Below are 19,022 nucleotides of genomic sequence, written 5' to 3' on the forward strand. Positions count from 1 at the left end.
GGCGGGTCTATCGGCCCGTGACAGTGCACTACGGAGCCTCGTTCACGGGGCTTCTCGCGGTGGGGATAAGATAGGCGGTATCGGCCGAAGCTGTTGCGTCGTGCGTCGACGTGATCGACAACAACCCATCCCAATCAAATCGACATTGCAAACCGCTTTGCGAGTTTTGCGGCTTTGCGTGAGGCTTTTTTCGTTGTGCAGCACAGCCCCAAATTCAATCCACTTGCAGCAAGAAGTGGAATTCATGGCTGCCCGAATTCCTGACCGGCCCTTTCAGAATTTTGACCGGCGAGACGTGAGCGGAAAACCAATTCACGAGTTCCGTGACGTCCTCAGGAATGAAGACGTGAAAATGAATGCTATAGTCGATTTCCCAAAGTCGGTCGGCCTCTACAATCGCTTCGTCGCCGCTGGTATGGTTCACCAGATTTGCATAATCGAGGTAGTGTTCATAGTCACGCTCAGCTGAGGGACGCTGGTAATCCAAGATCAGATGCGCAAGCGAGGTCCGCTCACGTTTCACATCAAAGGTCGCCCGCTTATCCGGAACTGCGAGATAGACTCTCCCTCCTGGCTTGACCACGCGGCACCATTGCGCCAATGAGCCCAGCGGGTTTTTCATGTGTTCGATGACATGCGATGCAACCAGAAAATCGTAGCTGTCATTCTCCACGTTCGCCAACGTTTCCCCATCACCAATGAGGTTCGGTTCAACCAACGGCAAATTGTTGAGTTCGGGGTACTGTAGCCGCAAGTCCGCTGTGGTCAAACGATCGATATAGTCGACCTGCATCCGGTCATGGGTCAGCATCGGTTGGTGCAGAGCCCCGATCTCCAACCCCCTGCCGGAAAGTTGGTCGGAGAAATACTTCTGCCAGTTCCTATCTTTCTCCATACCGACTTGTTGATTTTGCGAGCGTCTGGCGAGCAGATCGGTTTTGGTCGCGTGCAGGAATCTTCTCACGAAAACCGGCATTCTCGTCCACACTTCTTTTGCAACTGCATTCACCGGTATACACTCCTGAAATCCTAAAAGGGGAGAGCCCATCCCAAATCGCCGCGTGGATTTAAGACAATCCGCGAAATCCGTCAAGAGCAATCAGAACACAAGCATCCCGTCTTCCCCAGTCTAACACGGTTGGGTCAAATACAATGCCTGCCCGACTGAGTCACCCAGCAAATATCATGATCGACATCAGTCGAGGAGGACTGTCACCGGCCTCATCGATCTCGGATATTCCCAAAAACGCAGAAAAAAAGCCTCACGCAAACTCGCCAAGGCCGCAAAGAAAAGGAACCAGGATCAACCGGTTCAGGAATGACCGCTACGTGGCGGGAAGATCGTTTTTAAAAGAGACTTGAGTTAGCAGAGAGCGCTCGAGCGATATACACCGCTGCCAATACACCGGCGCGTCGTCTGGCACGGAACGCACAATGCGACGGCAAGCCGTCGGTTTGGGATGTTAGAGAGTCCCGACGGAAAATCTGTGTTTTATCCGTGTTCAATCTGTGGCTAAGCAATGAACGGTCAGATTAGATTACGGCTCCGCTGCGTTAAGCTCAAACCCGCTCCGTGCTCCACGCTTCAGCCAGCTTAATCAACACATCCGCTGCCGTTTGCATCTCATCCAGACTCGCCCATTCTCGTGGCGAGTGTGGGTTGTGTTGGCCGGTGGAAAGGTTCGGTGTTGGCAGGCCTTGTTCTGTTAAAAGCGAGCCGTCTGTCCCGCCGCGAATGATGCTCAGTAGCGGATCGATCCCCACCGCTTGCATCGCTTCGACCGCTTTGGCGACCGCCCGCGGCTCGGTTTTCAAACCGTCGGCCATATTGCGATACTGCTGCGAAATCGCCACGTCGATCTTGGCCTCTGGAAATTCTTCCCGAAGCGGCTCGGCAATTTCCTCCAACAGTTCCGCATACTCCGCCAATTTCGCCGTATCGAAATCCCGTAGAATAATCCGTGCCGTCGACTGCGCTACGCCCCCTTCGAAGACATACGGATGCAAAAACCCATTGCGGTCGTCAGTCGTTTCCGGACTCAGCCAATCGGTCGGCATTGCGGCGATATAGCGGCTTAAAATCCGAATCGCATTGACCATCACCCCTTTGCCCTTTGATGGATGCGTGTTCACGCCCGTCACGGTGATCACCGCTTGATCGGCCGAGAAGGTCTCGTTGTCGATCATTCCCCGCCCTTCACCGTCGAGCGTATAACCGCAGACGCCGCCCAGTTTTTTCAGATCCAGGTTCTCCGTCCCCCGCCCGATCTCTTCGTCGCAGGTAAAACAAACCCGCACCGGCCCACGCGGCAAGGTATTATCGCAAATCAGCCACGCCGCCGCGGTCATGATCACCGCCACCCCAGCTTTGTCATCCGCCCCCAACAACGTTGTTCCGTCGGTGGTGATAATCGTCGAACCGATCAACTCCCGCAAAACGGGATTGTCATCCACGCGAATCACTTGCGTCGAATCGCCCGGCAATACGATGTCGCCGCCGGAGTAATTCTCATGCACGATCGGCTTGACGTTCTCGGCTGTGAATTCGGGCGACGTGTCGACATGTGCCACCCAGACGATCACCGGGGCGTCGTGATCCACCGTCGCGGGAATCGTGGCCATCACGTTGCCGAACTTGTCGCAGGAGACATCCGCTAGCCCGATCGCCTCACATTCCTCGGCCAGTAGCCGCGATAATGTCAGTTGTTTGCTCGTGCTAGGTGAAGTGTCGCTGGTTTCATCGGCTTGCGTATCAATCCGTACATAGCGCAAAAACCGGTCGAGTAGCGTGGTCACGGGGCGTGTCTCCTTTAGCCTGTCGAATCAAGTGGACCATCATGAATGCCGTGGCGGGTATTTTAGCCACAGAGGGAACACGGATGAAACATGGATCAAGGATTAATTAGATCGCAACACCAAGAACAGGGGTTGCCGGAATCCGCCACCAGCGGTCTACGAAACCATCGTAACACCGCTAATACGATCAACCAAACAGCGGTCCGCTGCTGCCGCCTGTGCCCCCTTTGAGCGGACCTTTGCGTTTGCGTTGGTACGCTTCTCCGCCGCTGGGTGAGAGGTCTTCATCCTTGGGCTTTTTCGCCGTCTCCGGTTTGGCCTTGAGGGCTTTCATCGACAGGCCAATCCGTTTGCGTTCCCCATCAATGGAAACAACCTTGGCCTCCACTTCCTGCCCTTCTTTCAAGACGTCCGACACTTTGTTGATGCGGCGATAGTCGATTTCGCTGATGTGAATCAACCCTTCGACGCCCTCTTCAATTTCGATGAAAGCGCCAAAATTGGTGATGTTGGTCACCTTGCCCTGAACAATCGACTCCACGGGATACCGCTGCACGCAGTCATCCCAGGGGTTTTTCTTCAACTGCTTAAGGCTCAGGCTGATTTTCTTTTTCTCGGCGTCGACCGAAATCAACTGCACGTCGAGTTGTTGCCCGACTTTGAGAATGTCGCGCGGATGATTGACCCGCGTCCAACTCATCTCAGCCACGTGCAACAAGCCGTCAATCCCGCCGATGTCGACGAACGCCCCATAATCCTTGACGGTCTTGATCGTGCCGGAATGCGTTTGACCTGCTTCCAACGTTTTCCACAAGTCTTGAGCAACTTCTTCCCGCTCGGACTGCTGGTAGGCGCGGCGGCTGACCACCAGGTTTCGTTTCTCGGGTTTGACTTCAATAATCTTCACGGTCAGCTTTTGGCCGACGTATTCGTCCAAACTCTCCACAAAACCCAAGTCAACTTGGCTGGCCGGCATGAATCCCCGCAAGTTGCTGACGGTGACTTCCAGTCCGCCTTTATTCGATTTTTTGACCAAACAGTCTACGATCTGTCCGACCGAGACTTCATCCCAATTGCCAGCGGAACGAGCCATCCGCGGCAGACTGGCTAACAATAAACCGTCAGCGGCGTCGAAACGATCAATGACAATTTCTAGTTCCTGCCCCAGCTGCGGTTGCTTGCGCCCTTCGAACTGCCGCAGCTGAATCATGGCTGACGAACGAAAACCGACGTCGAGCAGAATGCTGTCCTTTTGGATCGACTGCACGCGGCCTTTGAGTTTTGTGCCCGGCTCGAGGTCTTCTTCAGTGACCGGTTCCGTCGTTTCCCCACCTTCAGCCGCCACAACCTTCGGCGTCTCGGTCGGTTTTTCGCCAGCTAAGGCAGCGGCAAGTTCCGCTTCGACGTCCGCTTCTAAGTCGACGTTCGCCGGGGGGAGCGCCACCGGATCGGCTGAGGGCGTCGCGGGCGGAGGAGGTGTCGACTGGACAGCCTGTGCTTCAGCGACTGCAGCCGCTTCTTCACCGGTCGGTTCTGTCTCGGTGGATGGCTTAGTCGGTCGGGAATCGGCAAGCGACGGACTGGGAATCGCCACAGACATAGCCGGATCGACAGTCGGGTTCAGTTTCACACGCGGCCGCGCTGCTGGTTCCGCACTCGCCGCATCAGGGGTTGATGCTGCGACCGGTGCTTCAGTAGCTGGCGTTTCCGTTTCGGGTGCTGCAGCTTCTGCTGGCGGCTCCGGTGAACTGGCAACAGCATCGGTTGCTTCGGCAGCGGGCTTCGTCTCCTCGGGAGAGCTGGCGGCCACAGCCGGGGTTTCCGGTTCAGTCCGTCCCGCCTCGGGCGACGCCGTAGGGAGCGATGACTCTTCGCTGTCAGCGGGCTTTTGATCGACGCCAGCTTCGGCGGGCTCATCCACGGGCGTCTGATTAGTATTGGGATTGTGACTTGAAGTGGACTGTTCCGAATTCATAACTACATCCTGATGAACTTTGTGGATGCCGGCGAAATGACTTTGCATTTCTCGGGCAACCGGACTCTACGTAGCGAAATCATGTCGTTGATCGATAACCACTGCCAGGCCACCAAAAAACCGGAGTTGTTTGGGAATCTGTACGAGCGGCTCGCGGTGGTCTGTCGCTCAACCGAAGGAGCCACTCCCCCTCGCCTGAACTTCTGCACGTCGCTGTTGCGCGTACGCACATCACCGTTAAGAGGCAAGCGTAAACAACTTGCGATGGAAAGTAACGTCAAAATGGCCACAAATTTGGAATATTCACAATATCGATTTGGAGAGGAAATTAAGGTTTGACGCGATCTTTCACGCAGCGAAACCCAACAGCATCGTCTTTCAAACCGTTCGGACCCTTCTTTCGAACGCTGCTCCGGAGTTCTTCATAGCGATCTTTCCAGGACCCACCACGCATCACAACCTGTCCGTCTTTGCCCAATGCGCGCTGCGGGGCATGGCTTTTTCCGTCTGTCGGCGCAGCCGAATAATCATCGCTCCAACTGTCACTGACGAATTCCCACAGGTAACCATGCATGTCGTACAGCCCCCACGCATTCGGCTTCAGCGCGCCGACTGGGGGGTCGTTGCCCGCCGCATTCCCCGTGTGCCAAGCATACGCACTTAACACCGAAGCCTCTTTGCCGACGTCTCCGTCACCCTTGGCACTCTCGCCATAGCTATAGGCGGTCGTTGACCCCGCACGGCAGCAATATTCCCACTCCGCTTCACTGGGAAGCCGGATCTCTTCGTCCGGTTTCAGCAATTGGGCAGCACGCATCTTTTTCGTCGCCCGGCGACAGAATTCAACAGCCTGTCGAATGTCCATCATTTCTACAGAATTCCGCGGACCTTTCCATCGACTGGGGTTTTTCCCCATGACGGCTTCGTACAGATCTTGCGGTACTTCATATTTTGCCATCCAGAAATCGTACTTGAGCGTCACCTTCCGCACCGGACGTTCCGTATCCTCACCCGTCTCGCTGCCCATCGAAAACGATTCAGGAAACTTTCCTTTGCCCGGAGTGATATGCACGAATTCTTTGTTGAAGGTTTCTAGCAAGGCCATTTCTTTTTTCTCGATTTGAGCAGCCTCATCCGCCCACCCCCAAGCAGTCACGGTGCTCACTGCCGCACAGGTGAGAATGACCGGGACCAACACCCCGCGTGATAACACTGTTCGGCCAACCTTTTTCACGATAACTCCTCTGCTGGTGCGATAATTTACTCGGCATTCTTCTCAACAAACCCAACCGCATCATATCGCCGCGGTCGCCATTTGCCAAAGGCATTCGTGTCGAACTTTACAACGCCACCGCCACTACATAGAAATGACCAAAGTCTCCTCACCACAGTAATCATTGCCTCTTCGCTCTGCCTATTCCGTTTCCAATATGTCGCACACTGAGAAAACACCCGCCGATCCGCCGACAACAATGGGCATTCCCCCCGATGCGCAACAAGTCAGTGAGGTCTTTGTCCAACTGGTGGATGTCGTTGCCCGTTTGCGCAGCCCTTCCGGCTGCCCGTGGGATCGCCAACAAACTCTCGAATCGATCAAGCCCTACACCCTTGAGGAGACTTACGAACTGCTCGAAGCTATTGATTCGGGCGATGATGAATTGATTATCGAGGAATTGGGAGACGTTTTGTTGCAAGTCGTCCTCGACGCGCAAATAGCCGCCGACGAACGTCGCTTTGATTTGATTCCCGTGATTGAGCGGATTACGGAAAAACTGATTCGACGGCACCCGCACGTCTTCAGCGATGCACACGCCGAAACCCCCGAGGACGTACGCCGGCACTGGGATCATGTGAAAGGTAAAGAAAAACAGCGGCCATCAGCGTTGTCGGGAATCCCCCCGGCCTTACCCGCATTGGCCCATACCAAAAAACTCTCCAGCAAGGCCGCCAAGGTCGGGTTCGATTGGCCCCGGCGGGAGATGCTATTCGACAAACTCCGCGAAGAGATTGGCGAATTGGCGGATGAACTTTTTCCCGGTGGCGTTGTGCCCGACGTACCCGCTTCGGTCGCTGGACAAGTCGAAACAGACGAACCGATCGGCGATGCAGCTCAGCAATCGCGGATTGAAAACGAGCTGGGTGACTTGTTGTTCGTGGTCGCTAACATTGCGCGGCGGTGGAAGATTGACCCCGAACAAGCGCTGCGAAAAAGCAATGCGAAATTCACCGCACGGTTTCGTTACATCGAAGATCAATTGACAAAAGTCGGCCGCGACATTCGCGACGCAACCCTCGACGAAATGGAAGCACTCTACCAGCAAGGCAAAGCCAAAGAAAACCATTAATACTCCCTAATCCTCCCTCGACCACGCCCTTCCAATGTGAACTGACGCACTGAATCGCCGGCCGTGATCGGCTACCTAATTCAACACGCCCCAATCGTGACCCCCAGCCGTCAGCACAGGAGACATCCAACCATGTCACAAGCCATACCCGATTACCCCAACGCTGCCCCGCTAAATGTCGAAGCAGCCGTCCGCGCCCGCTACGGAGCCGCCGCTGAGGCCGCCGAACCGCAACTGTGTTGCGCGGTCGATTACAATGCGGACTACCTAAAAATCATTCCGCAGGAAATCATCGATCGCGATTACGGATGCGGCGACCCCTCGCGGCATCTGCAGGCCGGGGAGACGGTGTTGGACCTCGGCTCGGGCGGCGGCAAGATCTGTTACATCGCCTCCCAAGTCGTCGGCCCCACCGGCCGGGTGATCGGCGTCGACTGCAACGACACCATGCTCGATTTGGCGCGACGCCACCGCAAACCGATTGGCGATACCCTGGGATACCACAACGTCGAATTTCGCAAAGGCCGCATTCAAGACCTGCAGTTGAACCTCTACCTGCTCGATGACCACCTCAAATCGCATCAGGTCAACAGCAGCAGCGACTGGCTCGAAGCGCAAGAACAAGCGCAGCACCTCCGCGAAACGGCTCCTTTGATCGATGACGATTCCATCGACGTCGTCGTTTCCAATTGCGTGCTCAATCTCGTCCGCAATGAGGACCGGCATCAGCTATTCGCCGAGATCCATCGCGTGCTCCGCCGGGGTGGACGGGCGGTGATTAGTGATATCGTTAGCGACGAAACGGTCCCGGAGCACCTCAAACAAGACCCCGAATTGTGGAGCGGCTGCCTCAGCGGCGCGTTTCGCGAAGACGAATTTCTAGAAGCTTTCGAACAAGCCGGCTTTTACGGCATCGAGATCATCGAACGCCAACAAGCGCCTTGGCGCGTGATTGAAGGCATTGAATTTCGCAGCCTCACCGTGCGCGCCTTCCAAGGCAAAGCGGGCCCCTGCCTCGATCGCCAACAAGCGGTTGTCTATCATGGTCCCTGGAAGATGGTCGTCGACGACGACGGCAATACGCTCCATCGCGGAAAACGGATGGCCGTTTGCGACAAGACCTTCAACATCTACAATCAGTCTCCCTACGCAGATCAGTGTACGGCCATCGAACCGCAGGTCGAAATCCCCCTCGACGAGGCCGCCGTATTTAACTGTAGTAAGAATGAACTCCGCGCCCCCAGCGACACAAAAAATGCCCCCGACAATGCTCTTGGCAGTTTGCCTCAGCTGCAAGACGGAGACTGCTGCGGGCCTACCGGATGTTGTTGAGCTTGTCGTCAACACTTCCCACGGTACACAATCGCCGGACCTTCTACGTTTAAGAAATGACTGCTCGCCATGGAACAATCATCTGATTTGGACCCCATTCTTTCCGCGTTTCAAAAAGACTTGGCCGCGGGTACCCCTCCGCTCGATGCCCTGCGGGCCATTTTGAATGCCACATCCGGCAGAGCCGTTGGACTTTGGCAACGGCAAGGCGATGCGCTCCTGCAAATCGGATTCTGCACAGCCGACGACATGCCGGCGGAAACACACGACGCCTTTGCCGCTGCGACTAAACGTGTGCCGCTGGACGAAACAGGACTGGGCATCGTCAAAGCAGTACAGACCGCCACTCCCGCATTGGCGGATCTCGATTCTCAGACAACAATCCTAGAGACCTCGGCAACCTGGTTGGCCCGTTTCGCAGCACGACGTTCATTGGCAGCCCCCACATCGGCCAACGGCTCAATCAACGGGGTTTTAGCGGTTTCCACAGCCAAGGATTTGACCCCGGGGCACGCCGAGTGGGATTTGATCTGCCGTCTGGCTGCGGAACTGGGAGATCTGCTCCCCACCTCAGACTAGCGGCACGTTGCCAAAAGGCATCATGTTTCCGATTGGCAACAGCACCCCAGGATTGCGCTGTCAGAAAAATTGGTTGAAACGAATCTCGGATTGCCGCCGATTGAACGCATTGTTATTGACTTCGCCTATACTCCGTTTGATACTCCTGATGGAACGTTTTGTTCGCCAAAACACCGCAATTCCGACGAAACCCCACGATCCAAAGCCGATTGGTCGTATATAGAGTGTACAGGAATACCTGTGCGGAATTGGCGTTCCGTTTAAGCGAATTCCGTCAGGTCTCCTTGACCTAGGGATCACCGACGGAATTGATGTCGCTTGCCGGTCAGTTAGGCGAGCGACGTTTTTCTCAGTCAGTTGTTTTCAGGCCGATGTTTCGCCTACAGCAACAACAACGTCAGATACACAACGATCGTTGACTTATGCGGAAGCGTGGACAATTCCCAATTCAAACCCCTGACGGCGTGATGGTGCCGAGCCAAGGGGACGACGCCTGCGAGGTCATTCGCCCTGAGGGTGAAACGGACCGCATGCAACCGGCGCAAAATTTTGTAGTCCGGCTCAATTATAGGCTGCTGATCACTCTAGCGGCTCTACTCGTCGTCTCCCCATTGCTCATCATGGGAGTGCATGCGTTTCAGATGCAGCGGATGGGTTCCGCATTGTTAGAACGCGCCGACCAAAACGAGGCTGAGGGAAACCTAGTCAAGGCAGCCTCGAATCTGGCGGGATATCTTCGTTTTAAACCTGATGATATCGATACCCGGATACGGATGACATTGCTGCTGTTGGAATCCGCTGATACTCCAGCGGGAAAACAAAATGCCTATGCCCAACTCAGTGCGGTGCTCGCCAAAGTTCCCGGCCGTGACGATCTACGGCGCAAACGGGTCGACCTGCTGATTGGTGCCCCCCCTTACACAGAACAAAACCTGACCCAAGCCGCATACGACTTGGACGTGCTGATAGATAACCTGCGGGAAATCGGTCCAGACGACGAAACTTTTGACGAAGTTCAGCAGGACCTATTGGAGTTGTATTTGTTGCGTGCTGTATGTTTCGAAATTTTAACCGACCCCAATGGCGCGATTCTCGCCTATCGCTACGCCATTCGTATTGACCCGGGACATGTCGAAGCCCGCGAACGACTGGCGACATTGTTGTCCCGACAAGGCGAACGCGCCGAGGCGGAAGACGTTCTTAAAAAACTGGTGCAGAACCGTCCGGATATGGCCGAGGCTTATGCAGCCCGGGCGAAATTCTACCTCGATGCGGGCAATCTCCAAGCTGCGATTCGCGACGGCCGCACCGCCTACGAAAAAGCGCCCGATGACTCGGATATTTTGCTCCTGGTCGCAGCGATGATTTCTTCGGAATCCAAGTCCCGCGGACAGATCCACAGCTTCGAAGTTCAGGACGTTCGTGAAAATTTGGAGAATGCCCTCCAGCAGGTCGGTGACGTTCCTGAAACGGATAAAAACTCAGCTGATGAAATCGAGCGACAACGTGCCATCCTCATCGAAGCGTTGGCAAATTTGGATTTAGTCTCCGGGCAGTCCGAAGCGGCAATTCGAAGATTGACCGACGCGATCAACGATTCCAAAGACAACGTTCAGTTTCGGTGGTCACTGGCAAACATTCTCATCAGTCAACGCCGATTGCAAGACGCTCAGGTCCTGTTGGACGACATCGATGAACAGGACCTTCCCGGCCCACTCAAAAGTTTTCTGCAGGCTCGTATTCTCGAAGCAAAAGGAGAATGGCAAGCCGCAATCGATGCCTGTGATAAAATCGCCACCAATCGCACCTTGCAACGCATGTTTCCTGGCGGAATCGAAATTTTGCGAGCGCGTTGCGAAGGCAAACTGGGACATATCAAACAAGAACTTATCGCCTACCAACAAGCTGTGAATGCCGATTCCGGATCCGCTGAAGCCAGAATTGGCTTGGCCGGCGCCCTTGCACGTTTGGGACGCGTCAAAGAAGCGGAAAGCATTCTGAAAGAAGCCTTCTCCTCGACCGGCGTTCCCCTGCTGTTGGCGCGCATCGCAATTGAAAAAAACCTGCAACTACCCCCCAAACAGCGTGATTGGGCCCCAGCCCAACAGCAACTGGATATCGCCGCCAGCCAAGGCGAAGACCTCGTCGATGTGCTGATTCTTCGTGCTCAGGTCGAACAGTATATCGGGAACCGTAAAGCAGCCAGACAATTTCTGGAGCAGGCGCAACAGAGATACCCCGACCGGATTGCCCCTTGGGTCGCTTTGGCCGACCTGGAGGCCCAGACAGGTTCGCCTGAAAAAGCGCTGCAACAACTGAATGAGGCTGAACTGAAATTCGGCTGGCACCTCAGCATCGTTCAGGCCCAACTTTCGACCCTGTCGATGATCGACAAAAATAAAGCCAGGCAGTTCCTGGAAAAACTTGCCAAGCACCACGATGATTCAACGCCGCGGACTGCCATACTTCAATTGACAGCGACCGCATACGAGCAATTGGGCGACATCGACGAAGCCCTCGCCACCTGGGAAGAATTTTCCCAACTGGAACCGGCGAATTTCCAAGCCTACTTGGTCCAATTCCAACTCGCGCTCAAAGCATTGAAATTGGATCGCATCCAAGGCGACGACGGAACCCTTGCCAAAATGGCCGCCATTGAAGGTAAAAACGGCGACCACGTCCGCTTAGCGCGCGCGCAACTTTTGATCGCCAAAGCGCGTCGCGGTGATCGACAACGTCTCGATCAAGCCAAAGAAATCCTCGACGACCTTCGCAACCGATTTATCTTGACCGACAAAGTTCTGGCAAGTCTTGCGGATTGGGAAGCGATAGAGGGAAACCAAGTCGAGGCGACCGATCTATATCGCGAGGCTATTGCCAAAGGTTCAACCGATCCTCGCGTGATTCGTGAACTCGTCCGCCGACTCAATGCCGAATCAAATTTCCCCGAAGCCTCAGCAGTTATTGATCAATATCGCAAAAATTCCCGCCGGCCCCTCAACAACGAACTGCAATTCATGGCGACCGAAGCCTTGGCGTTCGCCGGCGATTATGACCAAGCGATATATGTGGCAATGCAAAGCATTTCGCCCGACTCCACGAACTATCAAGAACAGCTGTGGTTGGCCAGTTTGTTGATCGCCGCAGAAAAAACTAAAGAAGCCGAGATTTCACTGAAGACCGCTTGGAATCTTGGGCGGGATCATGTCGAAACCTGGGTGGCATTGCTCAAGTTTCTCAAAGCTGAACACCGCACTACTGAAATTGAAAAAAACATTCAACAAGCGCTTCAGCAGTTTCCCAGCGACAAACAGCCCCTGCAACTGGCTAACATCTACGAAGCCATCGACGATATCGAGGCTGCAGAGAAATACTATCGGGCCGCCGTCGCACTCGATCCAAACAACGCCGACTTGCGTATTTCCACCGCCGAGTTTTTCAATCGCATCCGTAAACCGCAAGAGGCCGAACCGCACCTTCGCCACGTCCTCTCCGACGAAACCAAGGCAACCACCGCCGAAAAAGCAACCGCGCGACGCGCATTGGCATTAGCATTAGCAGCCAATGGCGAGTATCCAAAAACACAATCCGCGTTACGACTGGTCGAGAAAAACCTTGCTCAGGAAATCCAGACCACGTCGGACCTACGACTCAAAGCCTTATTATTGGCACGACAAAGCAGTCGCAAAAACCGCCGCCAAGCCTTACACATTTACCGGCAACTCAACGAGGAAGGACGACTCCTCCCCCCAGACCGCATGGTGCTGGCCAAATTGTTGCTCACGCTCGGCGAATGGCCGCAAGCCAAGACCATTCTTCTGCAATTGATGAATGATCCCGCCTGCCCTCCCTCGGATCTCGCCTTCGGCATCCGCACATTGATGAATCGCAGCGAACTCGACGAGGTCGGCAAATTGATCGACAAACTCGCCGCAAAAAAAGCAGATAAACTACAAACACTTGAACTCAAAGCACGGTATTTAACAGCGCTGCGCAAGAACGACGAAGCCATTGCCTTGCTGGATTCCGCTATGCAACCGGTCGATGATCAAACCCCGATCGCAACCAAGTCGCAGATCGCCCTCATCTACCTTGGTTTTGCGGAATTCATGGATCGGACCGGTCGAACCGTGGACGTCGAACGGTTTTCGGATAAATCCGAAAACTACCTGCGCGAAACCATGCAAGACAATCCCGCTCAAACACTGCTGCTTGTCAGGTTGCTAAAACTTCGCGGCGAATACGAACAAGCCCTGGAATTACTCAACGACTCCTGGACCCTCGCTCCCCCCGAACAAATCGCTGAAGCGAGTTTGGGCCTGCTGAAAAAAGTACCCGATTCCGACAAGTGGATTTCGAATTTTCGCAAACGCCTAGAAGCTGAGATCGAAAAATCCACCCCCTCGCCGCAACTTTTATTCCAAGCAGCGAATTTGGCCCACTTACAACAAGACTACGATACAGCAATCCGTTGGTATCGGCAGGCTCTTGTCTCTTCGCCAAATTCCGTCAATCTGCTCAATGAGCTTGCCGTCTTGTTGGCCCTCAATCAACGCGATTTGGACGAAGCCTTGGAATTGATCAACCGCGCCATCTATCTTTCCGGCCCCAATGCCATGTTGCTCGATTCGCGGGCCATGATTCATCTAGCCATGGGAAATGCCAAACTGGCGATCGACGACCTCAAGCTTGCCCTCGAAGAAGACGCCTCGCCGGCCAAGTATTACCACATGGCACAGGCCCGCGAACTGGCTGGAGATCAATTCGCCGCCAAGACCGCATTTCGAAAGGCACGAGCGACCGGGTTCTCCGCAGCACAACTGCATCCCTTGGAACATAGCCGTTTCCAGGAACTAAGCAGCAAGCTGAATTAGTCGCGCACGGAACCCGTAGCGATCCGCCGCTGTTACGCTCACTACAGCCCGCGTAACCGGTCCCTCAATTATACGACCCGGGCGGGATCTGAGACATGAGGATGATCCGTAAGCTAGGTTTGTAGGATAAGAACCTCACCCTCGATCAAATCCAGACTCGAAAGTCGACGATCGCACGATGGCTGGACTTCCCACCGCCCAAGAGTTACGACAACTCCCACTTCGCGCTATCGTTGCCTACATAGTCCGCTGCGCACAACGCGTCGCTCCCTTGTACCAACTCGGTGATGACAACCCCGACAGCCCCAAATGCGTCTCCGCCGTGCAGGATGCGCTCTTGGTTGCGATCGATTTTGCTTCGGGTATCACCATTGATCAAAAACGGGTCAAACGCGCAGAAGAATCCGCTATCGCTGCCGTTATAGCCGCTACGGAATCGCCCAATGTTGGGGACGACGCCGCATACGCTGCCAATGCCGCCTATGCCGCGGCCAACACCACCTCAGCAGCCCTAGAATTGATCAAGACTCGCCAAAACAAAGCTGAGATCGCCAAAGCTGTCGTCATCGCCGCAATCACCACCGTTGATGCTGCCGTCGCTGTGGATAAGGCTGTTATTCAAGCCGCCGGCTTTGACTGGCAAATGCTCAAACGCATGCAACTGGGCCGGTTTCCCGACCTGGGAGATCCCATTGATCCGACGACCAAAGGCGTTCTCGGACCGCTGTATCGCAGTTGGCACGAGAAACCCGCCGTAGAAGCAGCCAGCCCCGTTCGGCCCACTCCAAAACCCACGGCAGTCGGACAACAGCAGACTCAAAAAAAGGCCGACGAGACTCCACAGCCCGCGCAATCGACTCATGAACTTGACCGGTTACGGGCTGACGTCAAACGTCTCGAATCAGAACTCAGCCTCCTGCGAAACGAAGAGCGGGGTCTGGAAGCAGCTCACGCTGAACAACAAGAACAGTGGCGGCAACTCTCCGAACAGCGCACCGAACTGGAAACCGCCCGCCAGGAACTCCAAACCGCCCAAGATTCCTTCAGCAACGAGCAAGTGGTCCTGAAAAACCGCACGGCTGAATTCGAGTCGCAGCGCGAACAATTCGAACAACAAAGCCACGACCTCCAAGCGCGGGCCGATGGTTTTGACGCCGAACGCAGTGAGCTGGATGCCAAGTGGGAAACGCTCAAACAGGAACAACAAAAAGTTGAACTAGAGTCCGCCGCCGCTGAACAATGCCGCCAAGAGACTGCGGCTGCGCGGGAAGAACTCGAACAAACCCGTCACGAAGTCGGCCAGCGCAAAGAACAAACCGCTGCCGCAGCAGCGGAGCTGCAAACCCGACAAGCAGAATTCGCTCGCCAACACGAAGAACTCACCCAACAACAACAGGAACTGTGCGAACAACGCGAATCCTTAGAAGCCAACCGCACGGAACTGGAGTCGCTATGGAGCAAACTTGAGGCAGATCGCTATCAAGTACAGACTGACCGGCAACAGCTCGACGAAGAACGGGGAGAGTTGGACCGCATCCAGTCGGATCTCGACCCCCAACGCAAAGAACTGCAAGAGGCTCGCCACCAACTCGAAGAGGAACAGAAGTCCCTCGCCGACCAGCGTGAAGCCTTTGAAAATAGCCAACAAGAATTACGCGAGGAAACCGAAGCCCTCGAGAAGATTCGCGCCCAAATCGATAGCGACCTCGATGCGCTGGCCGACAAACAAGCAGCACTTGAAGGTGAACGCGAAGAACTACAACAAGCCCGTGCCGATTTCGAACCGAAACTGCAAGAACTCGCCGCCGAACGCGAATCCGTGCAAGCCGAACGAGACGAGTTGGAGCGGGAACAGCGCAAAGCCACCGAACAGGCTCTGCTGATCGCCGATGAAGCGCAGCAATTGGACCTCCAGCGCGCCGAACTGCAGCAAGAATGGCAATCCGTCGAAGACGACCGCATCGGCCTACGTCGGCACCTGGAACAATGGCTGGAAACACTCAGCGCCCCCGCCGACATCACCGAGTAAGCTGCGGCCAGCGCATCGCGGATCTAACGCCGCCAGCCTCGTCCTCCTCATTGCAATGGACCGGCCGCGTTTATCTTCCCAAAAAGGATGTTCGCTCCCAATCACCCGCCACTCAGGCTACAATTCCGGTCACCTAGGGACGAAGTGACACATCCGCCTCAAACACAGTAAGCACCCATGATGGACCGCCCCCAAGCCCCGCTTGTGTTGATCCTCGGAGCCGGCATCAACGGCGCTGCCTGCGCGCGAGAATTGGTTCTCAACGGTGTTTCGGTCGTTGTCGTCGACACCGCCGATATTGCTTACGGTGCCAGCTCCAAATCTTCCCGGCTGATTCACGGCGGGCTGCGCTATTTGGAATATGGAGAGTTCCACCTCGTGCGGGAGTCCCTCGAAGAACGGACTCGGTTGCTCCGCCAAGCTCCGCAATTCGTTCGACCGTTGCGACTGTGCATCCCCGTCAACAACCGGCTCTCCGGCGTGCTCCCCACGATGCTCCGCTTTCTCAAACTCGAAAGCTGGGCCGATTCCTGGAGCAAACGGCATCAAGGCACAGCCGCCAACCACAAGACCCGCGGGATGTGGCTGGTCCGCGCCGGTTTGAAAATGTATCAAATCTACGCCCGCGATCGCACCATGCCGAAATACAGTGTGCACAATACCGGCCAAGTAGGTTTGCCACGGGTGGATGCCAAAAAGTTCCCCTGGCTGTGCGCCTACAGCGACGGGCAAATCGTCAACACCGAACGCTGGATCCTGGCGCTGTTCGAGGACGCTCGGCAAGTCGCTGCGGAGAAACAACTGCGCTTCGACATCCACACCTACCACCGCGCTGAAATCGGTCTCGATCACGTTGACATTGTCAGCCTTGAGAACGGCCAACCGATCACGCCCGCCATTCAACCGTCGCTCATCATCAACGCCACCGGCGCCGGTGGCGACGCAACGCTCAAGCAATTGGGCGCCAATACGCCGCAACTGTTCGCCGGCACCAAAGGCAGCCATATCCTCACCTACAATCCCCGACTCAAAGCCGCGTTGCACGAACAAGGGGTGTACGCCGAAGCCCCCGACAACCGGTTGGTCTTTGTGCTCCCCTTCGACGACGCTGTGCTGGTCGGCACAACGGACGAACCGTTCGATGCTCCTCCCGAAACGGCAAACGCCACCGACGACGAAATCAACTACCTCATCGGCGCCGTCAACGATTTGTTTCCGCACGTCGATTTAAACCGCACAGACGTCTCGTTGCATTACAGCGGAATTCGCCCTTTGCCCAAATCCTCCGCCAAGTCCCCTGGCGCCGTCACCCGCCGACATTGGATTGAAGAACAGCAACTCGGCGAACTGCCGGTGCTCACGCTCATCGGCGGAAAACTAACAACCTGCCGCGCACTCGGAGAACAAACCACCGACCGCGTGCTCGGCTTAATCAATCACCCCCGCATCGCCAACACCCGCGACCGCTACGTCCCCGGCGGCAAAAATTACCCCGCCGATGCCGCAGCGCTGCAAGTCGAAATCGCTCGCCTCGCCAAGAGTTCCGGCTTATCCCCTGAGCAGACCACAGCGGTCTGGCGGCTATTCGGCACTCAAACCGAAGAAGTCCTCAAAGCTTGCCCCGGCTTGCCGGGCGAGAACTTACCGGGAACCCACCTGCCGCTGCCGGTCATCCGTTGGATCATCGCCCACGAATGGACATCCACACTCGGCGACCTCGTCGAGCGCCGCATCCTGCTAATGTTCCAGCCATCCCTCTGCCGACCGGCACTCGAACAACTGGCAACCTTGCTCGTCGAAAGCGGCAAACTCAACGCGGACGCCGTCGACGCTGCCATCGAAACCACCACCGCGCGATTGGCCGAATTCTACGGCATCACCGTTGCAGCTGCGGGCTGAACTGTTCGCCTGCTCCCCACGTTACTGTTCCGTGCCCACTTCGACCGACGCCTCTTCGTCTGGAGTCTCTGTCGCCGTTGTCTCAGTTGCTGGTGTCTCTTCAGGTGCCTCTTCCGGTGTGGTCTCTTTCACCGGTGCTTCATCGGACGGTGACTCTACAACGGACTGGCCTTGGGGCCGGAGCGTCTTGATGCAATTCGCGAAGTATTCGACCTCCTGCCGTGTATAGAGTTCACCAACCGTTTCTTGAAAAAGCAGACGATCCTCGCCGACTGTCTTGAGGGCCATGAAATTATAGAGAGCGTCGTCATCGAATGGGGCGTATATTTCGTACTTGTAAATGACGGCTTGGTCGTCCACAACCTCGATGTTCTTGGGGAGTATTCCGTAGGTCTCTATCACATATTTCTTCAGATCCTCAACTGTTTCATATTCCGAATTCTTGCTCATTTGCCATTGAATCAAATTTCCGTAATGGAAGTAGACCGTCATCGAATCCGTTCCATCTTCGTCATCGTCATCTGAATCGTCTTCTGAATCGGAGTTTTCGACCGCTTCCACCGTCGTCCCTTCGGGCATGTCGATGACCAGCGGCAATCCCACCGCAGCCAGATCCAAGGGAGCCAACACAGCTTCGGCCATTTCTGCAGCGCGTTGTTCCCGCGCTGCACGGGCCTCTGCTTCCATTTCCTCGATTCCCTCTTGAACCTCCGCGATGACTTCCTGCGCTCTTTCGATCACCATATAGGCCACGCCCCCGCAGGCCAGCAGCAACATCAGAAAACCGGCGCCCACCACCAACAGCACGATTTGCGTGCCGCTCAATCCCTGCTGCGGCGGGTGGTCCTCATACGCAGGCCCGCTCGAGCGGCGACGTCTCGGAGGCAGCGCTGCCTGTTCGCTGAATTCGTCTTCATCATCCCAAACTTCGACCGCTTCAATCGGTTCCTCTGCAGGGACGTAAATGATCGTTTCGCATTCCTTACAACGAATCTGCCGTCCGGCGATGTTGTCCGAAACGTTATAGGTTTTCCCGCAATTGTTACAACTGACTTGAATCGTCATGCTCGCGCTCGTCTCTATCGTGTGGAAGGGATCGACGGGAAAGGAATCGTGCTTACCAACCTCGCCATCAATTTCATCGCCCGTAATGACACCAAATTTCTCGCGCACGCGTGAGCACTTGCGGCGCG

At 55.5% G+C, this 19,022-nt stretch carries 11 protein-coding genes; 6 read left to right on the plus strand and 5 right to left on the minus strand.

The window, feature by feature from the left end; genetic code table 11:
- Nucleotides 1-214: 214 nt before the first annotated feature.
- From CA54_RS00575 to CA54_RS00590, 4 genes are all read right to left on the minus strand, one after another.
- Nucleotides 215-895, minus strand: a complete 681-nt coding sequence (locus CA54_RS00575; protein WP_197532097.1) for a methyltransferase domain-containing protein — start codon at nucleotides 893-895, stop codon at nucleotides 215-217.
- A gap of 665 nt (nucleotides 896-1,560) precedes the next feature.
- Nucleotides 1,561-2,796, minus strand: a complete 1,236-nt coding sequence (pepT, locus tag CA54_RS00580) for a peptidase T (RefSeq protein ID WP_146368942.1) — start codon at nucleotides 2,794-2,796, stop codon at nucleotides 1,561-1,563.
- 187 nt (nucleotides 2,797-2,983) lie between these two features.
- Nucleotides 2,984-4,771 carry a S1 RNA-binding domain-containing protein gene (locus CA54_RS00585; RefSeq protein ID WP_197532098.1) on the minus strand — a complete coding sequence of 596 codons (1,788 nt, stop codon included), beginning with the start codon at nucleotides 4,769-4,771 and terminating at the stop codon, nucleotides 2,984-2,986.
- A 328-nt stretch (nucleotides 4,772-5,099) separates the two neighbouring features.
- On the minus strand, nucleotides 5,100-6,005 hold the full coding sequence (locus CA54_RS00590; RefSeq protein WP_231962922.1) for a formylglycine-generating enzyme family protein: 906 nt from the start codon (nucleotides 6,003-6,005) through the stop codon (nucleotides 5,100-5,102).
- 196 nt (nucleotides 6,006-6,201) lie between these two features.
- Here CA54_RS00590 and mazG point away from each other — a divergent pair, with 196 nt between their 5' ends.
- From mazG to CA54_RS00620, 6 genes are all read left to right on the plus strand, one after another.
- Nucleotides 6,202-7,116, plus strand: a complete 915-nt coding sequence (gene mazG, locus CA54_RS00595; RefSeq protein ID WP_146368944.1) for a nucleoside triphosphate pyrophosphohydrolase — start codon at nucleotides 6,202-6,204, stop codon at nucleotides 7,114-7,116.
- A gap of 132 nt (nucleotides 7,117-7,248) precedes the next feature.
- Entirely contained in the window at nucleotides 7,249-8,448 is a 1,200-nt protein-coding gene (locus CA54_RS00600) for a methyltransferase domain-containing protein (RefSeq protein WP_146368945.1), read from the plus strand.
- Between the two features lie 69 nt (nucleotides 8,449-8,517).
- Complete coding sequence (locus tag CA54_RS00605; RefSeq protein ID WP_146368946.1) at nucleotides 8,518-9,027, plus strand: hypothetical protein; 510 nt, start codon at nucleotides 8,518-8,520, stop codon at nucleotides 9,025-9,027.
- Nucleotides 9,028-9,449: 422 nt separating this feature from the next.
- A complete protein-coding gene (locus tag CA54_RS00610; protein ID WP_146368947.1) occupies nucleotides 9,450-13,901 on the plus strand; it encodes a tetratricopeptide repeat protein in 4,452 nt (1,483 codons plus the stop codon).
- A 178-nt stretch (nucleotides 13,902-14,079) separates the two neighbouring features.
- Nucleotides 14,080-15,930, plus strand: a complete 1,851-nt coding sequence (locus tag CA54_RS00615) for a hypothetical protein (protein ID WP_146368948.1) — start codon at nucleotides 14,080-14,082, stop codon at nucleotides 15,928-15,930.
- Nucleotides 15,931-16,107: 177 nt separating this feature from the next.
- Complete coding sequence (locus CA54_RS00620; RefSeq protein WP_146368949.1) at nucleotides 16,108-17,829, plus strand: glycerol-3-phosphate dehydrogenase/oxidase; 1,722 nt, start codon at nucleotides 16,108-16,110, stop codon at nucleotides 17,827-17,829.
- Between the two features lie 21 nt (nucleotides 17,830-17,850).
- Here CA54_RS00620 and CA54_RS00625 read toward each other — a convergent pair whose 3' ends face one another.
- Nucleotides 17,851-18,894, minus strand: a complete 1,044-nt coding sequence (locus tag CA54_RS00625; RefSeq protein ID WP_146368950.1) for a hypothetical protein — start codon at nucleotides 18,892-18,894, stop codon at nucleotides 17,851-17,853.
- Nucleotides 18,895-19,022 lie beyond the last annotated feature (128 nt).

This window comes from Symmachiella macrocystis (genome assembly GCF_007860075.1).
GTDB lineage: Bacteria > Planctomycetota > Planctomycetia > Planctomycetales > Planctomycetaceae > Symmachiella > Symmachiella macrocystis.

Excerpts from the sequence above, each read along its gene's own strand:
- CA54_RS00615 (WP_146368948.1), top strand. The coding sequence starts at position 14,080 with ATGGCTGGACTTCCCACCGCCCAAGAGTTACGACAACTCCCACTTCGC.
- CA54_RS00620 (WP_146368949.1), top strand. The coding sequence starts at position 16,108 with ATGATGGACCGCCCCCAAGCCCCGCTTGTGTTGATCCTCGGAGCCGGC.
- CA54_RS00625 (WP_146368950.1), bottom strand. The coding sequence starts at position 18,894 with ATGACGATTCAAGTCAGTTGTAACAATTGCGGGAAAACCTATAACGTT.
- CA54_RS00600 (WP_146368945.1), top strand. The coding sequence starts at position 7,249 with ATGTCACAAGCCATACCCGATTACCCCAACGCTGCCCCGCTAAATGTC.
- CA54_RS00610 (WP_146368947.1), top strand. The coding sequence starts at position 9,450 with ATGCGGAAGCGTGGACAATTCCCAATTCAAACCCCTGACGGCGTGATG.
- CA54_RS00585 (WP_197532098.1), bottom strand. The coding sequence starts at position 4,771 with ATGAATTCGGAACAGTCCACTTCAAGTCACAATCCCAATACTAATCAG.
- mazG (WP_146368944.1), top strand. The coding sequence starts at position 6,202 with ATGTCGCACACTGAGAAAACACCCGCCGATCCGCCGACAACAATGGGC.
- CA54_RS00575 (WP_197532097.1), bottom strand. The coding sequence starts at position 895 with ATGGAGAAAGATAGGAACTGGCAGAAGTATTTCTCCGACCAACTTTCC.
- CA54_RS00605 (WP_146368946.1), top strand. The coding sequence starts at position 8,518 with ATGGAACAATCATCTGATTTGGACCCCATTCTTTCCGCGTTTCAAAAA.